At 65.0% G+C, this 19,252-nt stretch carries 19 protein-coding genes; 10 read left to right on the forward strand and 9 right to left on the reverse strand.

The genetic code is table 11. The annotated features are described in order from the left end of the window. The first annotated feature begins 190 nt into the window (after positions 1-190). The 7 genes from dnaJ (at position 191) to IVA78_RS26275 (ending at position 5,342) form a co-directional block, all read left to right on the forward strand. Entirely contained in the window at positions 191-1,330 is a 1,140-nt protein-coding gene (dnaJ, locus tag IVA78_RS26245) for a molecular chaperone DnaJ (RefSeq protein ID WP_247276570.1), read from the forward strand. An 87-nt stretch (positions 1,331-1,417) separates the two neighbouring features. Beyond that, on the forward strand, positions 1,418-2,017 hold the full coding sequence (locus IVA78_RS26250; protein ID WP_247468575.1) for an rRNA adenine N-6-methyltransferase family protein: 600 nt from the start codon (positions 1,418-1,420) through the stop codon (positions 2,015-2,017). A gap of 57 nt (positions 2,018-2,074) precedes the next feature. Next, positions 2,075-2,653: an NAD(P)H-dependent oxidoreductase gene (locus tag IVA78_RS26255; protein ID WP_247276568.1), complete on the forward strand. Its 579-nt coding sequence runs from the start codon at positions 2,075-2,077 to the stop codon at positions 2,651-2,653. A gap of 6 nt (positions 2,654-2,659) precedes the next feature. Then, on the forward strand, positions 2,660-3,370 hold the full coding sequence (pyrF, locus tag IVA78_RS26260) for an orotidine-5'-phosphate decarboxylase (RefSeq protein WP_247276567.1): 711 nt from the start codon (positions 2,660-2,662) through the stop codon (positions 3,368-3,370). A 21-nt stretch (positions 3,371-3,391) separates the two neighbouring features. Beyond that, positions 3,392-3,703, forward strand: coding sequence for a DUF1330 domain-containing protein (locus IVA78_RS26265; protein WP_247276566.1), 312 nt, complete (start codon positions 3,392-3,394; stop codon positions 3,701-3,703). 180 nt (positions 3,704-3,883) lie between these two features. After that, positions 3,884-4,699, forward strand: a complete 816-nt coding sequence (gene dapB, locus IVA78_RS26270) for a 4-hydroxy-tetrahydrodipicolinate reductase (protein WP_247276565.1) — start codon at positions 3,884-3,886, stop codon at positions 4,697-4,699. A gap of 19 nt (positions 4,700-4,718) precedes the next feature. Then, on the forward strand, positions 4,719-5,342 hold the full coding sequence (locus IVA78_RS26275; RefSeq protein WP_247276564.1) for a 2,3-bisphosphoglycerate-dependent phosphoglycerate mutase: 624 nt from the start codon (positions 4,719-4,721) through the stop codon (positions 5,340-5,342). 93 nt (positions 5,343-5,435) lie between these two features. On the opposite strand, the gene IVA78_RS26280 is transcribed toward IVA78_RS26275, so the two are convergent. Next, the gene (locus tag IVA78_RS26280) at positions 5,436-6,332 is read right to left on the reverse strand and encodes a bifunctional helix-turn-helix domain-containing protein/methylated-DNA--[protein]-cysteine S-methyltransferase (RefSeq protein ID WP_247276563.1); all 897 of its coding nucleotides are present in this window, start codon (positions 6,330-6,332) and stop codon (positions 5,436-5,438) included. 54 nt (positions 6,333-6,386) lie between these two features. Then, positions 6,387-6,920, reverse strand: a complete 534-nt coding sequence (locus IVA78_RS26285; protein WP_247276562.1) for a DUF2244 domain-containing protein — start codon at positions 6,918-6,920, stop codon at positions 6,387-6,389. Between the two features lie 22 nt (positions 6,921-6,942). On the opposite strand from IVA78_RS26285, the gene nth reads away from it, so the two are divergent. Then, positions 6,943-7,695: an endonuclease III gene (nth, locus tag IVA78_RS26290; protein ID WP_247276561.1), complete on the forward strand. Its 753-nt coding sequence runs from the start codon at positions 6,943-6,945 to the stop codon at positions 7,693-7,695. Between the two features lie 17 nt (positions 7,696-7,712). Here the strand turns inward: nth and IVA78_RS26295 are convergent, their stop codons facing one another. From IVA78_RS26295 to IVA78_RS26305, 3 genes are all read right to left on the reverse strand, one after another. Then, on the reverse strand, positions 7,713-8,453 hold the full coding sequence (locus IVA78_RS26295; RefSeq protein WP_247276560.1) for a sulfate transporter family protein: 741 nt from the start codon (positions 8,451-8,453) through the stop codon (positions 7,713-7,715). Between the two features lie 246 nt (positions 8,454-8,699). Continuing rightward, complete coding sequence (gene nikR, locus IVA78_RS26300) at positions 8,700-9,152, reverse strand: nickel-responsive transcriptional regulator NikR (RefSeq protein WP_247276559.1); 453 nt, start codon at positions 9,150-9,152, stop codon at positions 8,700-8,702. A 70-nt stretch (positions 9,153-9,222) separates the two neighbouring features. Beyond that, entirely contained in the window at positions 9,223-11,682 is a 2,460-nt protein-coding gene (locus IVA78_RS26305) for a heavy metal translocating P-type ATPase (protein ID WP_247468578.1), read from the reverse strand. A gap of 50 nt (positions 11,683-11,732) precedes the next feature. Between IVA78_RS26305 and IVA78_RS26310 the strand changes: the two genes are divergently transcribed. After that, positions 11,733-12,008: a metal-sensitive transcriptional regulator gene (locus IVA78_RS26310; RefSeq protein ID WP_247468580.1), complete on the forward strand. Its 276-nt coding sequence runs from the start codon at positions 11,733-11,735 to the stop codon at positions 12,006-12,008. A 309-nt stretch (positions 12,009-12,317) separates the two neighbouring features. On the opposite strand, the gene IVA78_RS26315 is transcribed toward IVA78_RS26310, so the two are convergent. Then, on the reverse strand, positions 12,318-13,295 hold the full coding sequence (locus tag IVA78_RS26315; protein WP_247276556.1) for a YiiX/YebB-like N1pC/P60 family cysteine hydrolase: 978 nt from the start codon (positions 13,293-13,295) through the stop codon (positions 12,318-12,320). A 192-nt stretch (positions 13,296-13,487) separates the two neighbouring features. Between IVA78_RS26315 and IVA78_RS26320 the strand changes: the two genes are divergently transcribed. Next, complete coding sequence (locus tag IVA78_RS26320) at positions 13,488-14,876, forward strand: NAD(P)/FAD-dependent oxidoreductase (protein WP_247421446.1); 1,389 nt, start codon at positions 13,488-13,490, stop codon at positions 14,874-14,876. 178 nt (positions 14,877-15,054) lie between these two features. Here the strand turns inward: IVA78_RS26320 and IVA78_RS26325 are convergent, their stop codons facing one another. Genes IVA78_RS26325 through IVA78_RS26335 form a run of 3 tightly spaced genes read right to left on the reverse strand, consistent with a single transcriptional unit; the run spans position 15,055 to position 19,210 of the window. Next, positions 15,055-15,825, reverse strand: coding sequence for a sulfite exporter TauE/SafE family protein (locus IVA78_RS26325; RefSeq protein WP_247468582.1), 771 nt, complete (start codon positions 15,823-15,825; stop codon positions 15,055-15,057). Continuing rightward, positions 15,822-18,230 (reverse strand): phenylalanine--tRNA ligase subunit beta, encoded by a 2,409-nt coding sequence (gene pheT / locus IVA78_RS26330; protein WP_247468584.1) that lies wholly within the window; start codon positions 18,228-18,230, stop codon positions 15,822-15,824. Before pheT ends, IVA78_RS26325 begins: the two co-directional genes overlap by 4 nt. Next, positions 18,227-19,210 carry a DUF559 domain-containing protein gene (locus IVA78_RS26335; RefSeq protein WP_247468586.1) on the reverse strand — a complete coding sequence of 328 codons (984 nt, stop codon included), beginning with the start codon at positions 19,208-19,210 and terminating at the stop codon, positions 18,227-18,229. Before IVA78_RS26335 ends, pheT begins: the two co-directional genes overlap by 4 nt. Positions 19,211-19,252 lie beyond the last annotated feature (42 nt).

Raw genomic sequence — 19,252 nt, forward strand, 5'->3', positions numbered from 1 at the left:
CCCCCTCGCGGGGGAGGCCGCCGCGTCGGGACGGGCGGGCAAGGCGCCCGTTACGATCGATCAATTCTCAGCCGTTATGCTGAACGCCGCTGTGCCGTCTTCCGCCGTAAGGCGGAGGGACGCTCATGTCGTCGCGCAGCGGCGTCGTTTCGCTCCGACTTGATACGCGATTGGATAGACCGAGCTCATCATGTCCACGTCCACCAAGCGCTGCTACTACGAGACCCTGGAGGTCGATCGCGACGCCGACGAATCCAAGCTGAAATCGTCGTTTCGCAAGCTGGCGATGAAATTCCATCCCGATCGCAATCCGGGGGATCAAACCAGCGAGGTCAAGTTCAAGGAAATCAACGAGGCCTACGAGATCCTCAAGGACAAGGACAAGCGTGCCGCGTACGATCGCTACGGCCATGCCGCGTTCGAGCAGGGCGGCGGTTTCGGCGGCGGCGGTGCCGGTTTCGGCGCGGGCTTCGCCTCCTCCTTCTCTGACATTTTCGAAGACCTGTTCGGCATGGCTGGACAGCGCGGCCGCGGCGGTCGCGAGCGTGGCGCCGACCTGCGCTACAACATGGAGATCACGCTCGAGGAAGCCTTTGGCGGCAAGAACGCGCAGATCGAGATTCCGGTCTCGGTCACCTGCGAGGCCTGCTCGGGCATCGGCGCCAAGGCCGGGACCAAGCCGAAGACCTGCTCGACCTGCGGCGGCGCCGGGCGCGTGCGGCAGTCGCAGGGATTCTTCACCCTCGAGCGCACCTGTCCCGGCTGTCAGGGCCGCGGCCAGATGATCGAGGATGCCTGCCCGTCCTGCTCGGGACAGGGCCGGGTCACCCGCGAGCGCACGCTGTCAGTCAACATTCCGCAAGGCGTCGAGGACGGCACGAGGATCAGGCTCGCCGGCGAGGGCGAGGCCGGGGTCCGCGGCGGCCCGCCCGGCGACCTCTACATCTTCCTGTCGCTGGCCCAGCACCAGTTCTTCCAGCGCGACGGCGCCGATCTGCATTGCCGCGTGCCGATCTCGATGGTGACAGCCGCCCTTGGCGGCGAGTTCGAGGTGCCGACGATCGAGAAGAGCAAGGCCAAGGTGAAGGTGCCCGCCGGAACCCAGTCGGGCCGCCGCTTCCGCATCGCATCAAAGGGCATGCCGGTGCTGCGCTCGCGCCAGATGGGCGACATGTACGTCCAGGTCGTGGTCGAGACCCCGCAGAACCTCACCAGGAAGCAGCAGGAATTGCTGGCCGAGTTCGAAAAGCTGTCCTCCGGCAATACGCAGCCGGAATCAGAGGGCTTCTTCGCCAAGGTCAAGGATTTCTTCGGTAATCGGGCGAGTTGACGCGTCTTGACCGTGCCGCCTTCGGCCTATACGTCTTTATGACCATTTTCTGACACGCCGCGTCCTGCGGTCCCGTCCGGTCCAGACATGCCATTGCCATCGTCCGCGCGTGCGTTGAAGAAGCCTCGTCTCGATGATGAGGTACGCTTTCTCAGATCGTGGATCGAAAAGCCGCTGCACATGGGCGCGGTGATGCCGTCGGGCAAGCTGCTGGCTCGGACCATGGCCCATTACGTCGATATCGACTCCGACGCTCCGGTAGTCGAGCTCGGGCCCGGCACGGGTGCCATCACCTCGGCTTTGATCGAGCGCGGCATCGACCAGAAGCGTCTCGTCCTCGTCGAATACAATCCTGGCTTCTGTGCGCTGCTGCGCGACCGCTACCCGCAGGCCAAGGTGGTGCAGGGCGATGCCTATCGCTTGCGCGATACGCTCTGGAACGTCTTGAGCGAGCCGGCCTCCGCGGTCGTCTCCGGCCTGCCGCTCGTCACAAAACCGATGCTGACGCGGCTGCGGCTCGTCCGCGACGCCTTCACGGCGCTGGCGCCCGGTGCGCCCTTCATCCAGTTCACCTATGCGGTGGTGCCGCCGATCCCGAAATCACTGCCCGGCGTGTCCACACAGGCCTCTGAACGGATCTGGATGAACCTTCCGCCGGCCCGCGTCTGGGTGTATCGCAAGGATTAATTCCGCCGGCTCCTCGTTTTGCGCGGCGGGCTCTTTTCGCCGAACGCATTGGATTGGATGTCAGCTCCCAAGATCCTGATCATTCCCGGCTCGCTGCGCACCGGCTCGCATAACGCGAAGCTGGCGGCGGTCGCGGCGTATGAATTCGCCCAGGCCGGCGTCGAAATCACCCGCATCTCGCTCGCTGATTTTCCGCTGCCGATCTATGACGGCGACCTCCAGGCCAAATCCGGCGTGCCCAAGCACGCAATCAATCTCAAGCGCATGATCGGCGCGCATCACGGCGTGCTGATCGTCACGCCCGAATATAATGCTTCGGTGCCGCCGCTGCTGAAGAACGCGATCGACTGGGTCAGCCGCGTACACGATCTGCACGAGGCGCGCGGCGACGTGTTCCGCAATCGCGTCTTCGCGCTCGCCGGCGCCTCACAGAGCCGGCTGGGCGCGGCCCGTGCGCTGCAGGCGTTGCGGCTGATCCTGACCTCCTGCCATGCCAATGTGATTGCCAACCAGCTCACGCTTGCCTTTGCCGACCAGGCCTATGACGATATGGACAGGCTGAAGAACGAGGGCGATATCGCCGCGTTGCAGGCACTGGTGCGGCAGTTGATCGACATTTCCCAACGCATGATGTGAGGTGACATGACGCCAGCCGAGATCGCCCCGAAGGACCGCTTGATCGTTGCGCTCGATGTGCCGAGCGTCGATATCGCGGAAGCGATGGTCAACAGGCTCGGCGATAGCGTCAATTTCTACAAGATTGGATACCGGCTCGCCTATGCCGATGGCTTGCCGCTGGTCGGCCGGCTCGCCGACAAGGGCAAGAAGGTCTTTCTCGATCTCAAGCTGCACGACATCGGCAACACCGTGACGCAAGGCGTCGAGAGCATCACCAAGCTCGGCGCAACCTTCCTCACCGTGCACGCCTATCCACAGACCATGAAGGGCGCTGTCGAAGGCCGCGCCAATTCGAACCTGAAGATCCTCGCCGTCACCGTGCTGACGTCCTACAATGAGGATGATCTGCACGCGGCCGGCTATCGGCTCGGCGTCTCCGAACTGGTCGAAGCGCGCGCGCAGCAGGCGCAGGTGCTCGGCGTCGATGGTCTCGTCTGCTCGCCGGAAGAGGTGGGTGCCTTGCGCAAGATTGTTGGCCATCAGATGAGCCTCGTCACGCCCGGCATCCGCCCGGCGGGTTCGGCAAGCGGCGACCAGAAGCGCATCATGGCGCCCGGCCGCGCCATCGTTGCCGGCGCCGACTACCTCGTCGTCGGGCGGCCGGTGGTGGAAGCCACCGAGCCCAAGGCAATCGCGGAAGCCATTCAAGCCGAGATCGCGCAGGCGCTCGGCTGATTAACAAGAGGGAGAACAACAATGGCAAAAGGCTACTGGATCGGGCGCGTCGATGTGAGCAATGACGAGGGCTACAAGCCCTATGCCGTCGCCAACGGTCCGATCTTCAAGAAATGGGGTGGCCGCTTCGTCGTTCGCGCCGGCAAGTTCACCGCCGTCGAAGGCGCCAGCCGCAACCGCAACGTCGTGATCGAATTCCCGGACTACGAGACCGCGCTCGCCTGCTACAACTCGCCGGAATACCAAGCCAACATCAAGGTGCGCCAGCCGCACTCCATCGCCGATCTCATTATCATCGAGGGCTATGACGGCCCGCAGCCGTCGGACGGCTGAAGCACGCCGTCATTCCGGGATGGTCCGAAGGCCCAGGCCTCAGGTGCGCAATTGCGCACCGGGGAATCTCAAGATTCCGGGTTCGATGCTGCGCATCGCCCCGGAATGACGATGGTGTCAGGCCCCTCGGTTGCCGGAACTGTCTGCCCCCGCTACAACGGCAGCGGAGAGGATCACACCATGTCCGACATGCGCTTGATTGTTGCTGGGGCCGGCGGCCGGATGGGCCGCGCGCTGACGCGGGCGATTGCCGAGAGCAAAGGCGCAGTGCTGGCCGGCGCGCTGGAGGCGCCGGGCTCGGAGCTGCTCGGCAAGGATGCCGGCGTGCTCGCAGGCCTCCCGGCCAACGGCATCAAGCTCTCTGCCGACCTATGGGCGATGTCCAAGGATGCCGACGGCATCCTCGATTTTACCGTGCCGGCCGCGACCATCGCCAATGTCGCGATCGCCGCCGAGCGCGGCCTCGTCCACGTCATCGGCACGACCGGGCTGTCGGGCTCGGATAACGCCGTGATCAAGAGCGTGACCAACCGCGCTGTCGTGGTGCAATCCGGCAATATGAGTCTCGGCGTCAACCTGCTCGCGGCCGTGGTCAAGCGCGTCGCCAAAGCGCTCGACCCGAGTTTTGACATCGAGATCGTCGAGACCCATCATCGCATGAAGGTCGACGCGCCCTCGGGCACGGCACTGATGCTGGGCCAGGCGGCCGCGAGCGGCCGCGGCATACCGCTCGATGAGCACGCCGCGCGCGGCCGGGACGGCCTCACCGGCACGCGCCGCCCGGGCGACATCGGGTTTGCCTCGCTGCGGGGCGGCACCGCGGCCGGCGATCACAGTGTTAGCTTCCTCGGCCCGTTCGAGCGCCTGACGCTGTCGCATCACGCCGAGGACCGCATGCTGTTCGCCCATGGCGCGCTCAAGGCGGCGCTGTGGGCGCATGGCAAGAAGCCGGGGCATTACTCCATGGCCGACGTGCTCGGCCTGTCTGACATCTGAACGAAACGGAAAGCAGTGAATGAGCGAACGTCTTCTCGTGCTCGTACGCCACGGCCAGAGCGAATGGAATCTGAAGAACCTGTTCACAGGCTGGAAGGACCCTGATCTCACCGAGCTAGGCGTGACTGAAGCGAAGGAAGCCGGCCGTAAGCTGAAGGCGCAGGGCCTGGTGTTCGACGTCGCCTACACCTCGGTGCTGACGCGCGCGCAGCACACGCTCGACCTCATCCTCGGTGAACTCGGGCAGGAAGGCCTGCCGACTTCGAAGAACCTCGCGCTGAACGAACGCGACTATGGCGATCTCTCCGGCCTCAACAAGGATGACGCCCGCAAGAAATGGGGCGAGGACCAGGTGCTGATCTGGCGCCGCTCCTACGACGTGCCGCCGCCCGGCGGCGAAAGCCTGAAGGACACCCTCGCGCGGGCGCTGCCGTACTACGTGCAGGAGATTCTGCCCAGCGTGCTCAATGGCAAGCGCACGCTGGTCGCCGCCCACGGCAACTCGCTGCGCGCGCTGATCATGGTGCTGGAAAAGCTTTCACCTGAAGGCATTTTGAAGCGCGAGCTCGCGACCGGCGTGCCGATCATCTACCGCCTCAATGCGGATTCAACCGTGGCGTCGAAACTGGATCTGGCGGGGTAGGCCGCGATCGTGCGAGGTGCGGTGAGACCGCGCCCTCACATTCGGTGTCGTCCCGACCTTGCGCGATTGCCGACCAGGCCGGGATGACAATAGCTACTGCATTCCCAGCCGCCCCGCCTCCCAGCCCAGCATCGCCTGCTTGCGGGTGATGCCCCAGTGGTAGCCGGTGAGCGTGCCGCTCTTGCCGAGGGCGCGGTGGCAGGGCACCACGAACGAGACCGGGTTCTTGCCGACCGCGGCCCCGACGGCGCGCGAGGCCTTCGGGCTGTTGATGTTGCAGGCGATGTCGGAATAGGACACCGCGCGTCCCATCGGAATCTTCAGCAGGGTCTCCCACACCCGCACCTCGAAATCAGTGCCGATCAGGACCACGCGTAGCGGCTGGTCCGGCCGCCACAGCTTCGTGTCGAAGATGCGCTGCGCCAACGGCGCGGTGCCTTCGTGATCTTCCACATAAGTCGCTTTTGGCCAGCGTCGCGTCATGTCGGCGAGCGCGATCTTCTCCTCGCCATGGTCGGCGAAGGCCAGCCCCGACAAGCCGCGGTCGGTCGCGATCACGATCGCGGTGCCGAATGGCGAGGGATGGAAGCCGTAGCGCAGCGTCAATCCCACGCCGCCGTTCTTCCATTCGCCCGGCGACATCGCTTCGTGGGTGACGAAGAGATCGTGCAGGCGGCCGGGGCCTGACAGGCCGGAGTCGAGCGCCGCATCGAGGACGCTCGCAGAATCCCGCAGGAGCCCCTTGGCATGGTCGAGGGTGAGCGCCTGCATGAATGCCTTCGGCGTGATCGAGGCCCAGCGGCGGAACAGATGGTGCAGCTCATCGGGCGTGACGCCGGCCGCATCTGCCATCGCCTCGATGGTCGGCTGCGTCCGCCAGTTTTCGGAGATGAACGCGATCGCCCGGCGCACGGAATCATAGTCGCGCAGCGCGGCGTTCTGGGGGCCCGGCTTGGCCAGGCGCTGGTCATGTATGGCGAGTGTCATCATGACCGAAATGTAGGAGAGGGAAGGGTGCGAAACCACCCGATTTCCGATCTGGAATCAGCTGACCGGGTTGTAGGTCGGGCCGCGCTTGGCGGCGTTCAATGCCTCAAACAAGCCTTTGTAAAAGCTTGCCTTTTCGTCCGGCCCGAGGAAGCGGGCGATCTGGATCTGGTGGCCGCGCGAGATGAGGTAGAGATGCTCGATGCCAAAGTCCTCGTCGATTTCCATGTCGAGCCGGACCCAGAGCGGATTGAACGTCCATTCGGCGACCTGGCCGCGATCGCTGACGCGACGCACGCGCAATTCGGAAGGGGTGACCATGATCTCCTCGCTGGCCCGCGCGGCGCGGAAATTGGCCTTGAAGGCCCACCAGATCACGAGGACGTCGAGCCCGAAGAAGCCGAACACCGGCCAGGCGCCCATCATCAGAAAGGCGAGCCCCGTGACGAAGCTGACCACGCTCAGGAACAGCATCACGGCGAGGAAGCCGGTGCGATTCAGCGAGCGATGTGGCGTCAGCAGCGCGGAGAAGATCTGCACTTCGCGCGGATCTTCAGAAGGCTTGCGCTCAATTTCGTTGCCTGTGCTCATCGTCGCTCAGTATATCCCAATCATGGCGAAAATCACCCGCAAGCCGGTCCCGCGCAAAACTCCCGGGCTGAAGAAAAAGCCAAAGCCGGCCGTTGCGAAGCCGAGGGCCCCCGCGAAGAAATCGCTCAAAGCGACAAAACCCTGGACGCCCGCCGAAATTCACGAGGCCTTCAGCCGTTTCCGCAAGGCCAATCCGGAGCCGAAGGGCGAGCTCGAGCACGTCAACCCGTTCACGCTGCTGGTCGCCGTGGTGCTGTCGGCGCAGGCCACCGACGCCGGCGTGAACAAGGCGACGCGCGCGTTGTTCGAGGTGGCCGACACCCCGCAGAAGATGCTCGATCTCGGCGAGGAGCGCCTACGCGAGTACATCAAGACCATCGGCCTCTATCGCACCAAGGCGAAAAACGTCATTGCGCTGTCGGCAAAGGTGCTCAGCGAATTCGGTGGCGAGGTGCCGCGGACGCGCGCGGGGATCGAGTCGCTGCCCGGCGCGGGACGCAAGACCGCGAATGTCGTGCTCAACATGGCCTTTGGCGAGCACACCATGGCGGTCGACACGCATGTCTTCCGCGTCGGCAACCGCACCGGGCTTGCGCCCGGCAAGACGCCGCTCGAGGTCGAGCTCGGTCTCGAAAAGGTGATCCCCGCCGAGTTCATGCTGCACGCCCATCATTGGCTGATTCTGCACGGCCGCTACACCTGTCTCGCGCGCAAGCCGCGCTGCGAGGTTTGCCTGATCAACGATCTCTGCCGCTGGCCGGAGAAGACGGTCTGAGTGCCGCGCCGGGCGCGTCACCGCATCTGCCGCGCCGGCTCGATCAGTTCGGGCCGCGGACCGGATAGCCGCTTGTGCATGTGGACCATGAAGGCCATGCCGAAGATCGGCGTCGCCAAATTCACGATCGGAATCGAGACGAAGGCGGCGATGAAGAGACCGGCGGTGAAGATGGTTGCGGCGTTGTCGCGCCGCATCGCCTTGGCTTGCTCCGGCGGGCGGAAGCGCATGGCCGCGAGCTCGAAATATTCTCGGCCGAGCAGCCAGGCGGCAGCGAGGAAGAAGATCAGGAAGCCGGCGCCGGCGAAGAGTACCAGCGGCAACGCGATCAGATAAACCACAATCGTCAGCAGCGCGGTCTTGATGCCCTCGAGGATTGCCTGGCCGAATGGCAGCGCAACGCCCGGCCGCTCGGCGGGATAATGCTCACGCTCGACGACGTCGGCGACGTCGTCGACGAACAGGCTCGCCACCAGCGAGGTGATCGCGGGCATCAGGAAGACGCCGCCGAACACGACGCCGAGGCCCGCTGCGATCGAGACGATCCACGAGAGGACTTCAAGCGAGGAATGCCAGCCGGGCCCGAGCAGGCCCTCCAGCCAGACCTCGCCAGAGGTCGCAAACCAGCTGAGGAGCCGCTGCAGGCCGATCGCCAGGATGGTGATCAGCACCAGCGCAAGCCCGATCGATCGCCACAGGATCGAGCGCATCGGCGGCGAGATCATTTGCGACAACGCCTTCACGGCGGCATCCAGCATGGGGACCCTCTGAAATAAGCAACACGCGAGAGGTAGACACCCAATGTGGCATCGGCAAGGGCGGCTTCATTCTTACCTTCTCCCCTTGTGGGAGAAGGTGGCGCGAAGCGCCGGATGAGGGGTTGTTTCGCATTCAAATGAGAGTTGGATGTGCGGAGACATACCCCTCACCCGTCTCACCGCTCCGCGGTGAGCCACCCTCTCCCGCAAGGGGAGAGGGGTCGGCACCGCGTGTGCGGCTAGACGCTACTCATGCCGATGGCCCTGCCTGTGCTTGCGCGCCTTTACGTGCTTGGCTTCGCCGGTCGGGATCATCACCACGCGACCGTAGCGCACGCCGCGTTCGGCGATGATGTGATCGGCGAAATGCTTGACCTCGGAGGCGGCGCCGCGCAGCGCCGTCATCTCCATGCAATTGTCGTCGTCGAGATGGACGTGCAGGGTCGCCAGCGCGAGGTCGTGATGGCCATGGAATTCCTGCACCAAGCGTTTTGAGAGATCTCGGGCGGCGTGGTCATAGACGTAGACGAGCCCCGCGACGCAGGAGCCGGTCTGCGTGGTATCCTCGCTGCTCTTCTGCAGGCCGGCGCGGGCGAGATCGCGGATGATCTCGCTGCGGTTCTGGTAACCGCGCGCTTCCGCCGCCGCGTCGATCTCCGCCAGCAGATCATCCTCGATCGTGATCGTAATTCGCTGCATCAGATATCTCTCCTCGCGTGTCGCTTGGCCTGTCCGGGCTACCTATATCTTGCCTGGCCGCGCAAGCGATTCACAACCTGGTCGCACGCAGCCGTAGCGCATTCCCGACCACGCTCACCGAGGACAGCGCCATCGCCGCCGCAGCGATGATCGGCGAGAGCAGCAGGCCGAACGCCGGATAGAGGATGCCGGCTGCGATCGGGATGCCCGCGGCGTTGTAGATGAAGGCGAAGAACAGGTTCTGGCGGATGTTGCTCATCGTCGCCTGCGACAGTCTTCGCGCGCGCACGATGCCGACGAGATCGCCCTTGAGCAGGGTCACGCCAGCGCTCTCCATTGCCACATCGGTGCCGGTGCCCATTGCGATGCCGACTTCGGCGGCCGCCAGCGCTGGCGCGTCGTTGACGCCGTCGCCGGCCATCGCGACGCTGCGGCCGGCCTTTTGCAGCTTGGCGACCACCGCGCTCTTCTGGTCCGGCAGCACCTCGGCCTCGACCTCGGCGATGCCGAGCCGGCGCGCCACCGCTTGCGCCGTGGTGCGGTTGTCGCCGGTCAGCATGATGACCTTGATGCCTTCGGCCGCGAGTGCCTTCAGCGCCTCCGGGGTCGACGCCTTGACCGGATCGGCGATCGCGAACAGGCCGGCGAGCCGGCCGTCCACGGCCATGTTGATCACCGTCGCACCGTCGCCGCGCAGCCGCTCGGCTTCGGCGTCGAGCAGCTTGGTGTCGATTCCGATCGACGACAAATATCTGGCATTGCCGAGCACGATGCTCTTGCCCTCGACCTTGCCGGTCGCGCCCTTGCCGGTCGGCGAGTCAAAATGCTCGACTTGCTCAAGAGTGAGCTGCTTCTCCTTTGCCGCGCGCACGATCGCGTCGGCCAGGGGATGCTCGCTGGCACGCTCGACGCTGGCGGCGAGGCGAAGGACGTCATCCTCGGCAAAGCCGGCAGCCGGCACGATCGCCACCACCTTGGGCTTGCCCTCGGTCAGCGTGCCGGTCTTGTCGACCACCAGCGTGTCGATCTTCTCCATTCGCTCCAGCGCCTCGGCGTTCTTGATCAGCACGCCTCCTTGTGCACCGCGGCCCACACCGACCATGATCGACATCGGAGTCGCAAGCCCGAGCGCACAGGGGCAGGCGATGATCAGCACGCTGACGGCTGCGACGAGACCGAAGGCGAGACGCGGCTCTGGTCCAAACCAAGCCCAGGCAGCGAAGGCCGCGAGCGCGACAACGATCACGGCCGGCACGAACCAGCCGGCGACCTGGTCGGCCAAGCGCTGGATCGGCGCGCGCGAGCGCTGTGCGTCGGCGACCATCTGCACGATCTGCGACAGCAGCGTCTCGCGCCCGACCTTGTCGGCACGCATGATGAAGCTGCCGGACTGATTCAGCGTGCCGGCGATCACCTTGGCTCCGCTCTCCTTGGTGACCGGCATGGATTCGCCCGTGACGAGTGATTCGTCGAGCGAAGAGCGGCCTTCGAGAAGGATGCCGTCGACCGGCACCTTCTCGCCGGGGCGGACGCGCAGACGGTCGCCAGCATGCAGCGTATCGATCTCGACCTCGTGCTCGCTGCCATCAGGCTCGACGCGTCGTGCGGTCTTCGGCGCGAGCTGGAGCAGCGCCTTGATCGCGCCCGAGGTCGCATCACGTGCGCGCAGCTCCAGCACCTGGCCGAGCAGCACCAGCACCGTGATCACGGCAGCTGCCTCGAAATAAACGGCGACCGCACCCTCATGGCCACGGAAGGTATCAGGGAATATTTGCGGCGCGACGGTGCCGAGGACGCTGTAGACATAGGCCACCCCTGTGCCCATCGCGATCAGCGTGAACATGTTGAGGTTGCGCGTCCGCAGCGACTGCCAGCCGCGGACGAAGAATGGCCAGCCGGCCCACAGCACCACCGGCGTGGCGAAGAAGAGCTGGAGCCAGTTCGACAATGTCGGATCGATCCAGCTGTGCGGGCCGGCGAGGTGGCCGCCCATCTCCAGCACCACGGCCGGCAGTGCCAGCGCCCCGCCGATCCAGAACCGCCGTGTCATGTCGGCGAGCTCGGGATTGGGACCGGCCTCCAGACTCGCGACTTCCGGCTCCAAGGCCATGCCGCAGATCGGGCAGCTACCGGGGCCGACTTGGCGGATCTCGGGGTGCATCGGGCAGGTGTAGATCGTGCCCGCGGGCATCTCGGGCTCGGGCGCCTTGTCCTTGGCGAGGTACTTGGCGGGATCGGTGGCGAACTTGGTGTGGCAGCCGGCCGAGCAGAAATGGAACGTCTCGCCGTGATGTGTGAGGTGGTGCTTCGAGGTCGTGGGATCGACCGTCATGCCGCAGACGGGATCGAGGACCTTCGTCGCGACACCGCCATGGTCATGCCCGTGATGATGATCGGCGTGGCCGGCATGATCGCCGTGGCCGCCGCAACAGGAGGATGCCGGCTTTGCGGCCGGCGCGGCTTTCCTGGAACAGCCGCATCCGGCATGTGTTTCCTGCTTGTGATGGTCCCCGTGGTCGGCGTCGTTCATGGCGAGGCTCCGCCCTTGCAATTGATACCCTAGGGGGGTATATAGGCCCCATGCGCATGGACATCAAGACATCTGTCGGAAAACGTCTCGGCCGGATCGAGGGTCAGGTTCGCGGCCTCTCGAAAATGGTGGAGGAAGATCGCTACTGCATCGACATCGTCACGCAAATCTCGGCGGTGCGCGCCGCGCTGCGCCGGGTCGAGGAGGAGATCCTGAAGGATCACGTCGCCCATTGCGTCGAGCACGCCATCGCCAGTGGCGACAAGGCCGATCAGCGCGAGAAGATCGCGGAGCTGATGACAGTGATCGGACGGGCGGAGCGGTAGGTTCCTACTTTCGCGATTGCAAGCCAACGGTCCGCGCGAAGCGCGCCCCGATGACAGGCTCCGCGAAGCAATCCAGAATCTCACCGCGGCGGCAGTCTGGATTGCTTCGCTGCGCTCGCAATGACTGTAGAATGACTTTGCAAAGGGACGCGCGAGATACGCCCCAGCGTCGTCCTGGCGAAAGCCAGGACCCATACCGCGGAATCTCTCGGCTGCGCGCGGTAATCGTACCCAACGCGGAGCCTTCGTCAAACTGCACTCTGGGGTAACGGGTCCTGGCTTTCGCCAGGACGACAGCGGGGAGGCGGTCTACGCCACCCTCTCCCTTGCCCGTCCCCGCCGCCGCGGGCGGTACATCGCCAATCTCTTTAGCAGCGGGAAATGCTCCGACATTCGTTCGGCCATCTCGGCAGGTTGCTTGCTCACTTCTTCAGCCGAAATTTCAGCCGGCGTCGCTTCGTCAGACGCCTCAGGAACGAGCGGCGGCGCACGGAGCGTTTCTGGAAACACACTGAATGTGCCCGCCACCTCCTCGAGCGGCTTCTGCTTGTCGGCCCAGTGCAAGGCTGTGTAGTCGAAGCCGTGCACGATGGTGGGTTTCACGACTTCGAAATAGGGCGAGATGTCGAAGTCGCGGGGCATGTAGAGCGAGGAATCGCGGATGTGCAGAATTTCGCGGCGAGCGGCGCGGCTGCCGGCCTTGGTGATCTTCGGCAGGATCGGGTAGCGCACGGCGTCGAACGCCTGCGCGATCAGCGCCGAGCAGATGATCTTGGTGGGATCGCCCGATCCCAGCGCGATCATGCGCCGCCGCCAGCGCTGTGGTATCGGCAGCGGGAACAGGAAGCGCATGAGGTCGACGATGTTTTTGGTGTCGTAGCCGAAGCCGATGCGGTTGATCGCATAACGGCAGACGGTGGTACGGTCCTCATAGGACAGCCCGACCGGGCGGCAGAGGCGGGTGTGATAGGGAAAATATTTCGACAAAGGCGCAGAGGTGACGCCCTCGCCGATATTGGCCTCGATCAGCACATGCGGCTCGCCGTCAGCCTCCTCCGCGCCCTCGATCGGACCGACATAGAGCGCAGCGTGCGACCAGGTCGACTGCGTCAGATATTTGATGATACCGGAGATGCGGTTGTTGCCTTCGACCAGCAGCACGTCGCCAGGCTCGATGACGCCGCGCAGGTGCTCCGGGTCGCTCGGCGTGAACGGCTCGTAGCCCGGCACCTCCTTCGAGAGGTACGCGGCAATCAGCTTGCCGACCGAGTCCAGGACCGTCCCCATCTCAAACTCCCCCCAGGGCCTTTTCCGGCCGTCTTTTTCCCTTCTCTATCATGGTCCAAACGTGTTGCAATTCGGTTCATCACTCTGTGAGATCAAGTACGATTGATTCACCATGATGGTTGCTGCGCAACATCAGATACGGCAAGGTTCGCGGGCTGTTCCCATACGTCGCAAGTCCCCGGAAACCATGACATGACTATCACGCGCCGCGGCTTCCTTTCGGCGTCGGCGGGCCTTGCCGCGATGCCTGTGCTGCGCGCGACCGCCGCGACCCCGCCGCGGGAGGCCGATGTCGTCGTGATTGGCGCGGGGGCTGCGGGGATTGCCGCAGCGCGGCGCATCATGGCCGCCAACCGCAGGGTTGTGGTGGTGGAAGCGGCGGCCCAGATCGGCGGCCGTTGCATCACGGATAGCACGATTTTCGGCACGCCGTTCGACCGCGGCGCGCGCTGGATGCACAATCCCGACACCAATCCGATGATCCGGCTGGCGCGCAGCGCCGGGCTCGACGTGCTGCCGGCGCCATCGGGCCAGAAAATGCGCATCGGCCGCCGCAATGCGCGCGCCGGCGAAACCGAGGAGTTCCTGGCCGCGCTGGTCCGCACCAACCGTGCCATCGACGACGCCGCGCGCGGCAAGCTGGACACCTCTTGCGCCTCCGTGCTGCCGAAGGATCTCGGCGACTGGGCTGGCGCGACCGAGTTCATGCTGGGCGCGGGCTTCGCGGGCAAGGATCTGAAGGAGCTTTCGGCCATCGACAAGGCCCGCGCGCAGGACCGCAATGGCGCGATCGCCTGCCGCCAGGGTCTGGGGACGCTGATCGCGAAACTCGGCGAGCAGGCGCCGGTGGTGCTGTCGACGCCGGTGAGCCGGATCGTCTGGAGCAATCGCGATGTCGGAGTGGAGACCCCAAGCGGCAAGATCGCGGCCCGCGCCGCCATCATCACCGTCTCGACCAACGTACTGACCTCTGGCGCGATCAAGTTCGGACCCGACATTCCGAAACGCACGCTGGACGCGGCATCGAAGCTCACCCTCGGCAGCTACGATCGCATCGTGCTGCAACTGCCGGGCAACCCGCTCGGACTGTCGCGCGACGACACCCTGATCGAGCAGAGCAATTCGACGCGTACGGCGCTGTTGTTCGCCAATATCGGCGGCTCCGTGCTGTGCTCAATCGACGTCGGCGGCTCGTTCGGCCGCGATCTCTCCGGACAGGGCGAGCAGGCGATGACGGCTTTCGCGAAGGAGTGGATCACCAAACTGTTCGGCAGCGAAGCTGCGGCCGCCGTGCAGAAGACCAGCGCGACGCGCTGGAATGCCTCGCCTTATGTCATGGGCGCGATGTCGGCGGCCGCGCCCGGCGGTCACCTCTCGCGAAAGGTTTTGACGGAGCCGATCGGCAACATGTTCCTTGCCGGCGAAGCCACGCATGAGACGCTGTGGGGCACCGTCGACGGCGCCTGGGAAAGCGGCGAACGCGCCGCGGACGCCGCGCTGCGCAAGATCGGCGCGCTCAAAGACGAGCCGGCGGATGTCCCGACGCAGTCGACCAAGAAGCGACGCGTGCCGCGGCAGTGAGGCAATCAGTCCCCAAACACTCCGCTGTCGTCCCTGCGAACGCAGGGACCCACAAACCACAGGGAGAGCTTGGCGAAGACCAGCAGATAAAAGATCTTCGTCGGGGCTGTCACTCGTGCCTAATCGATAGATCACGCGGTATGGTTCCCCTGCATTCGCAGGGGACGACAGCATTGGTTTACCGCAATATCCCATCCAGCACCGGCAGCCCGGCAATCACCGCCAGCGCGATCAGCGCGTAGCAGATGCCGCGAAACACCTTCTCACTCGCGCGGCCGAACAGTGATGCACCGAACGCGACGCCGATCGCATAGACCGGGCCGACGATCAGCGAAAGCGCGAGCGACTCGCGCGAGATCAGGCCCGTGCTCGCGTAACTCACCATCGAGAAGAAATCCGACGCGCCGAAGAACAGCACGATGTTGGCGCGCGCGACGATCGGCGCAATCGGACGGCCGAGCCAATACCCGACGATCGGTGGACCGCCGGTCTGCGCCAGCCCGCTACAGAAGCCGGAAAGGCCGCCGATGCCGACCGAGAGCCAGGTGTGGTCCTTGCCGCGATAGCGCCAGCCCGACAGCAGCAGGAGCAGCAGCGAGGCGACGAAGCAGGAGATGATCCAGCGCGTGGTGACGGGCTCGAGTACGCTGAGGAAATAGGTCCCAAGGGGCACGCCGATCAGCGCGCCCAGCACGATCACGGCGGTGCCCTTGCGGTCCGCCTTACGCCAGGCGTCGGGCAGGAGCGGCGCGGCCGCGACGAAATCGATCACGAGCAGCAAGGCAGCCACGAGCCGCGGCGCAGCGATGCTGCTCGCCAGCGGCATGAAGATCAGCGCCGAACCGAAGCCGGAGAAGCCGCGGGCGGTGCCCGAAACGAACGCGACGGCGCAAAGCGCCATCGCAATGGTGAGGCTGACGTCCTTCGGTAGAAAGTCCGTCAGGCTCATCCGCGAAGAGTGCCGCCGGTCTTCTTCGTCACCTCGGCCACGACCTTCGCGGCCACAGCCTCGATCTCCTGGTCAGTCAGCGTCTTCTCGCGCGGCTGGATCGTGACCGCGATCGCGATCGACTTCTTGCCGTCATCGATGCCCTTGCCCTCGTAGACGTCGAAGACGTTGACCCCGGTGATCAGCTTCTTGTCGACGCCTTGCGCCGCGCGCACGATGTCGCCGGCCTTGACTGTGCGATCGACGATAAAGGCGAAGTCGCGCGTAACAGGCTGGAACGCCGACAGCTCGATCACAGGCTTGGCGCGGGTCGGCTTCTTCTTCGCCTCCGGAATGCGGTCGAGGATCACCTCGAACACGATCAGCGGGCCGTCGGCGCCGAGCGCCTCGAGCGCGCGCGGGTGCATCTCGCCGAAATAGCCAAGCACGTTCTGCGGACCGATCTGGATCGTGCCCGAACGCCCCGGATGCAGCCAGCCGGGGCCACCGGCGACGATCTGAAGCGCCTGCATCGGCGCGCCGGCAGCGGCGAGCACCGCCAGCGCATCGGCTTTGGCGTCGAACACATCAGCCTGCGCGGAACCGGACCAGTGCCGGCCGAGACCTTCCGAGGACGCAAAGCCGCGGCGTACGCCGCTCGCCGCCATGAACTGATCTTGCGGGCGGTCTCCCCTGAACAGCTGCCCGACCTCGAACAGCGCGACGTCGCCAAAGCCGCGATCGGCATTGGCCTGCGCCGCCGCGAGCAGGCCCGCGAGTAGCGTCGGGCGCATGTCGGAAAGGTCGGATGCGATCGGGTTCGCCACCTCGAGCTCGCGCTGGCCGCCGCCGAACAATTTTGCCGCGGGTTTTGCGATAAACGACCACGTCACGGCCTCGACCATGCCGCGGCTCGCCAGCGCGCGCCGCGCGCGCCGGGTGCGCAGCTGAAGCGGGGTCAGCACAGGCTTGCGTGCGTCTTCGCCGCGCTCGAACGGCGTCATCGGCACTTTGTCGACACCGAAGATGCGCACGATCTCTTCGACGATGTCGGCCTTGCCGTGCACGTCGGTGCGCCAGGAGGGGACTGCGACCTTCACCACCGGGCCTGGGCCCGCCATCATGAAGCCGAGATGGGTCAGGATGCGCTTCATCTCCGGCTGGGGCACCTCGATGCCGGACAGACGCTTGACTTCGGTGACCGGGAAATCGATCACGCGGTCGTCGCCGAAGGCCTTGCCGACCACGGCGGTCTCGGACGGCGTGCCGCCGCACAACTCCATCACCAGCTTGGTCGCGAGCTCGAGCCCCGGCACCATGAAGGCCGGATCGACGCCACGCTCGAAGCGGTAGCGCGCATCCGAATTCACACCGAGCTTGCGGCCGGTCTGGGCGATGTTGATCTCGTTCCACAGCGCCGATTCGATCAGAACGTCGGTGGTGTTCTCGTCGCAGCCCGAGGCCTCGCCGCCCATGATGCCGGCAAGCGATTCGACGCCGTGCTCATCCGCGATCACGCAGATATTGGGATCGAGATCGTAGGTGCGGCCGTCGAGCGCCAGCAGGCTCTCGCCCTCGCGGGCGCGCCGTACGACGAGATTGCCGCTCACTTTCTTGGCGTCGAACACATGTAGCGGCCGTGCGCGATCGAACGTCATGAAATTGGTGATATCGACCAGCGCGTTGATCGGGCGCAGCCCGATCGCGGTCAGCCGCTTCTGCAGCCATTCCGGCGACGGGCCGTTCTTGACGCCGCGCACGAGGCGCAGCGCGAAGCCCGGGCACAGCGTGGCGTCTTCGATCGTCACTTTCACCGGGCAGGGGAATTCGCCCTTGATCGGCTTGATCATGGGGTCCTTGAACTTGCCCATGTCGGCAGCGGCAAGATCGCGCGCGATTCCGTGCACGCCTGTGCAGTCCTGCCGGTTCGGGGTCAGGTTGATCTCGATCACGGGATCGCCAAGCGCCGCCCATTCGGCGTAGCCGGCGCCGATCGGCGCGTCCGCAGGCAATTCCATGATGCCGTCATGGTCGTTGGATATCTGCAGCTCGGCCGCCGAGCACAGCATGCCGCGGCTCTCGACGCCGCGGATGGTGCCGACCCCGAGCGTGATGTCCTTGCCGGGAATGTAGGTGCCGGGCGGCGAGAACACGCTGACGAGCCCGGCCCGCGCATTCGGCGCGCCGCACACGACCTGCACCGGCGCGCCACCGTCACCGGTGTCGACCATGCAGACCCGCAGGCGATCCGCATTCGGATGCTGCTCGGCCGAGATCACCTTGGCAATGGTGAACGGCTTCAGCGCCTTCGCCTTGTCCTCGATGTTCTCGACCTCGAGCCCGATCATGGTGAGCTTATCGGCGAGCCTTTCCAGGGGCTCGTCGGTGTCGAGATGATCCTTCAGCCAGGAGAGAGTGAATTTCATGGCTGCTTTTTCTCCACGGAGACGGTCTGCTCCCTCCCCCGCTTGCGGGGGAGGGCTGGGGAGAGGGTTCTCTCCGCAATGACAGTCACTATTGTTTCAAGAACACCGGAACGGTTTGTCATCACTTCGTGATTGTTGAAGCGCAGAACCTTGAAGCCCTTCGCTTCGATTGCGGCAGAGCGACGCCAATCGGCACGTTCGCCTTCATCTGAGAAGTGTTGGCCACCGTCGAGCTCGATGACGAGCTTGGCCTCGTGGCAGACGAAGTCAGCAACGTAGTGATCAATGGGCACCTGACGGCGAAAGCTCGCGCCATTCAATCGGCTGGCGCGCAGTTCTGACCACAGGATACGCTCCGCATCGGTCGAGTTGCGCCTGAGCGCGCGCGCATTGGCGCGCAGCTTGGGCGATACTTTCCAGTCCGGATGCTTGGGATCGACCATTGGCAGCCCCATCGCGGAGAAACCCTCTCCCCAACCCTCCCCCGCAAGCGGGGGAGGGAGCCCGACCTGCGAAGCGGACAGAGAATGCGTATCCATACGACTAGCGCCACGCACTTGCTCTATCCATTCCCTCCCCCGCTTGCGGGGGAGGGGCAGGGAGGGGGGTAAGCCGCGCGCTCTGACGGAAGCTGTCTCGCGGATTGCCTCGACAACTCCCTCAAGGTTTGACATCACCTGCTCATTCGTGAAACGCAGAACCTGAAATCCTTCCGCGACGAAGAACGCATCACGACGCTGATCTGCCTTCTGCCGTTCCTCGAAATTGTGAGATTCTCCATCGAGCTCGATAATTAGCTTCGATGAGAAGCACACGAAATCGGCGATGTAACTCCCGATCGGTGTCTGACGTCGGACGCCCAGGCCATCCATGCGATTAGCTTTCAGATATCGCCATAGCAGTGTCTCAGCGCGCGTCATCGTGCGGCGAAGTTGCTTCGCTCGGCTGCGCTGACGGTCGCTCACCACTGTGTGCGGCATCTGCGGCTACCCCCTCCCTGACCCTTCCCCACAAGGGGGGAG

Source organism: Bradyrhizobium sp. 137 (genome assembly GCF_023074095.1).
GTDB lineage: Bacteria > Pseudomonadota > Alphaproteobacteria > Rhizobiales > Xanthobacteraceae > Bradyrhizobium.

Coding starts and splice junctions, on each gene's coding strand:
- dnaJ (WP_247276570.1), top strand. CDS start 191: ATGTCCACGTCCACCAAGCGCTGCTACTACGAGACCCTGGAGGTCGAT.
- IVA78_RS26250 (WP_247468575.1), top strand. CDS start 1,418: ATGCCATTGCCATCGTCCGCGCGTGCGTTGAAGAAGCCTCGTCTCGAT.
- IVA78_RS26255 (WP_247276568.1), top strand. CDS start 2,075: ATGTCAGCTCCCAAGATCCTGATCATTCCCGGCTCGCTGCGCACCGGC.
- pyrF (WP_247276567.1), top strand. CDS start 2,660: ATGACGCCAGCCGAGATCGCCCCGAAGGACCGCTTGATCGTTGCGCTC.
- IVA78_RS26265 (WP_247276566.1), top strand. CDS start 3,392: ATGGCAAAAGGCTACTGGATCGGGCGCGTCGATGTGAGCAATGACGAG.
- dapB (WP_247276565.1), top strand. CDS start 3,884: ATGTCCGACATGCGCTTGATTGTTGCTGGGGCCGGCGGCCGGATGGGC.
- IVA78_RS26275 (WP_247276564.1), top strand. CDS start 4,719: ATGAGCGAACGTCTTCTCGTGCTCGTACGCCACGGCCAGAGCGAATGG.
- IVA78_RS26280 (WP_247276563.1), bottom strand. CDS start 6,332: ATGATGACACTCGCCATACATGACCAGCGCCTGGCCAAGCCGGGCCCC.
- IVA78_RS26285 (WP_247276562.1), bottom strand. CDS start 6,920: ATGAGCACAGGCAACGAAATTGAGCGCAAGCCTTCTGAAGATCCGCGC.
- nth (WP_247276561.1), top strand. CDS start 6,943: ATGGCGAAAATCACCCGCAAGCCGGTCCCGCGCAAAACTCCCGGGCTG.
- IVA78_RS26295 (WP_247276560.1), bottom strand. CDS start 8,453: ATGCTGGATGCCGCCGTGAAGGCGTTGTCGCAAATGATCTCGCCGCCG.
- nikR (WP_247276559.1), bottom strand. CDS start 9,152: ATGCAGCGAATTACGATCACGATCGAGGATGATCTGCTGGCGGAGATC.
- IVA78_RS26305 (WP_247468578.1), bottom strand. CDS start 11,682: ATGAACGACGCCGACCACGGGGACCATCACAAGCAGGAAACACATGCC.
- IVA78_RS26310 (WP_247468580.1), top strand. CDS start 11,733: ATGCGCATGGACATCAAGACATCTGTCGGAAAACGTCTCGGCCGGATC.
- IVA78_RS26315 (WP_247276556.1), bottom strand. CDS start 13,295: ATGGGGACGGTCCTGGACTCGGTCGGCAAGCTGATTGCCGCGTACCTC.
- IVA78_RS26320 (WP_247421446.1), top strand. CDS start 13,488: ATGACTATCACGCGCCGCGGCTTCCTTTCGGCGTCGGCGGGCCTTGCC.
- IVA78_RS26325 (WP_247468582.1), bottom strand. CDS start 15,825: ATGAGCCTGACGGACTTTCTACCGAAGGACGTCAGCCTCACCATTGCG.
- pheT (WP_247468584.1), bottom strand. CDS start 18,230: ATGAAATTCACTCTCTCCTGGCTGAAGGATCATCTCGACACCGACGAG.
- IVA78_RS26335 (WP_247468586.1), bottom strand. CDS start 19,210: ATGCCGCACACAGTGGTGAGCGACCGTCAGCGCAGCCGAGCGAAGCAA.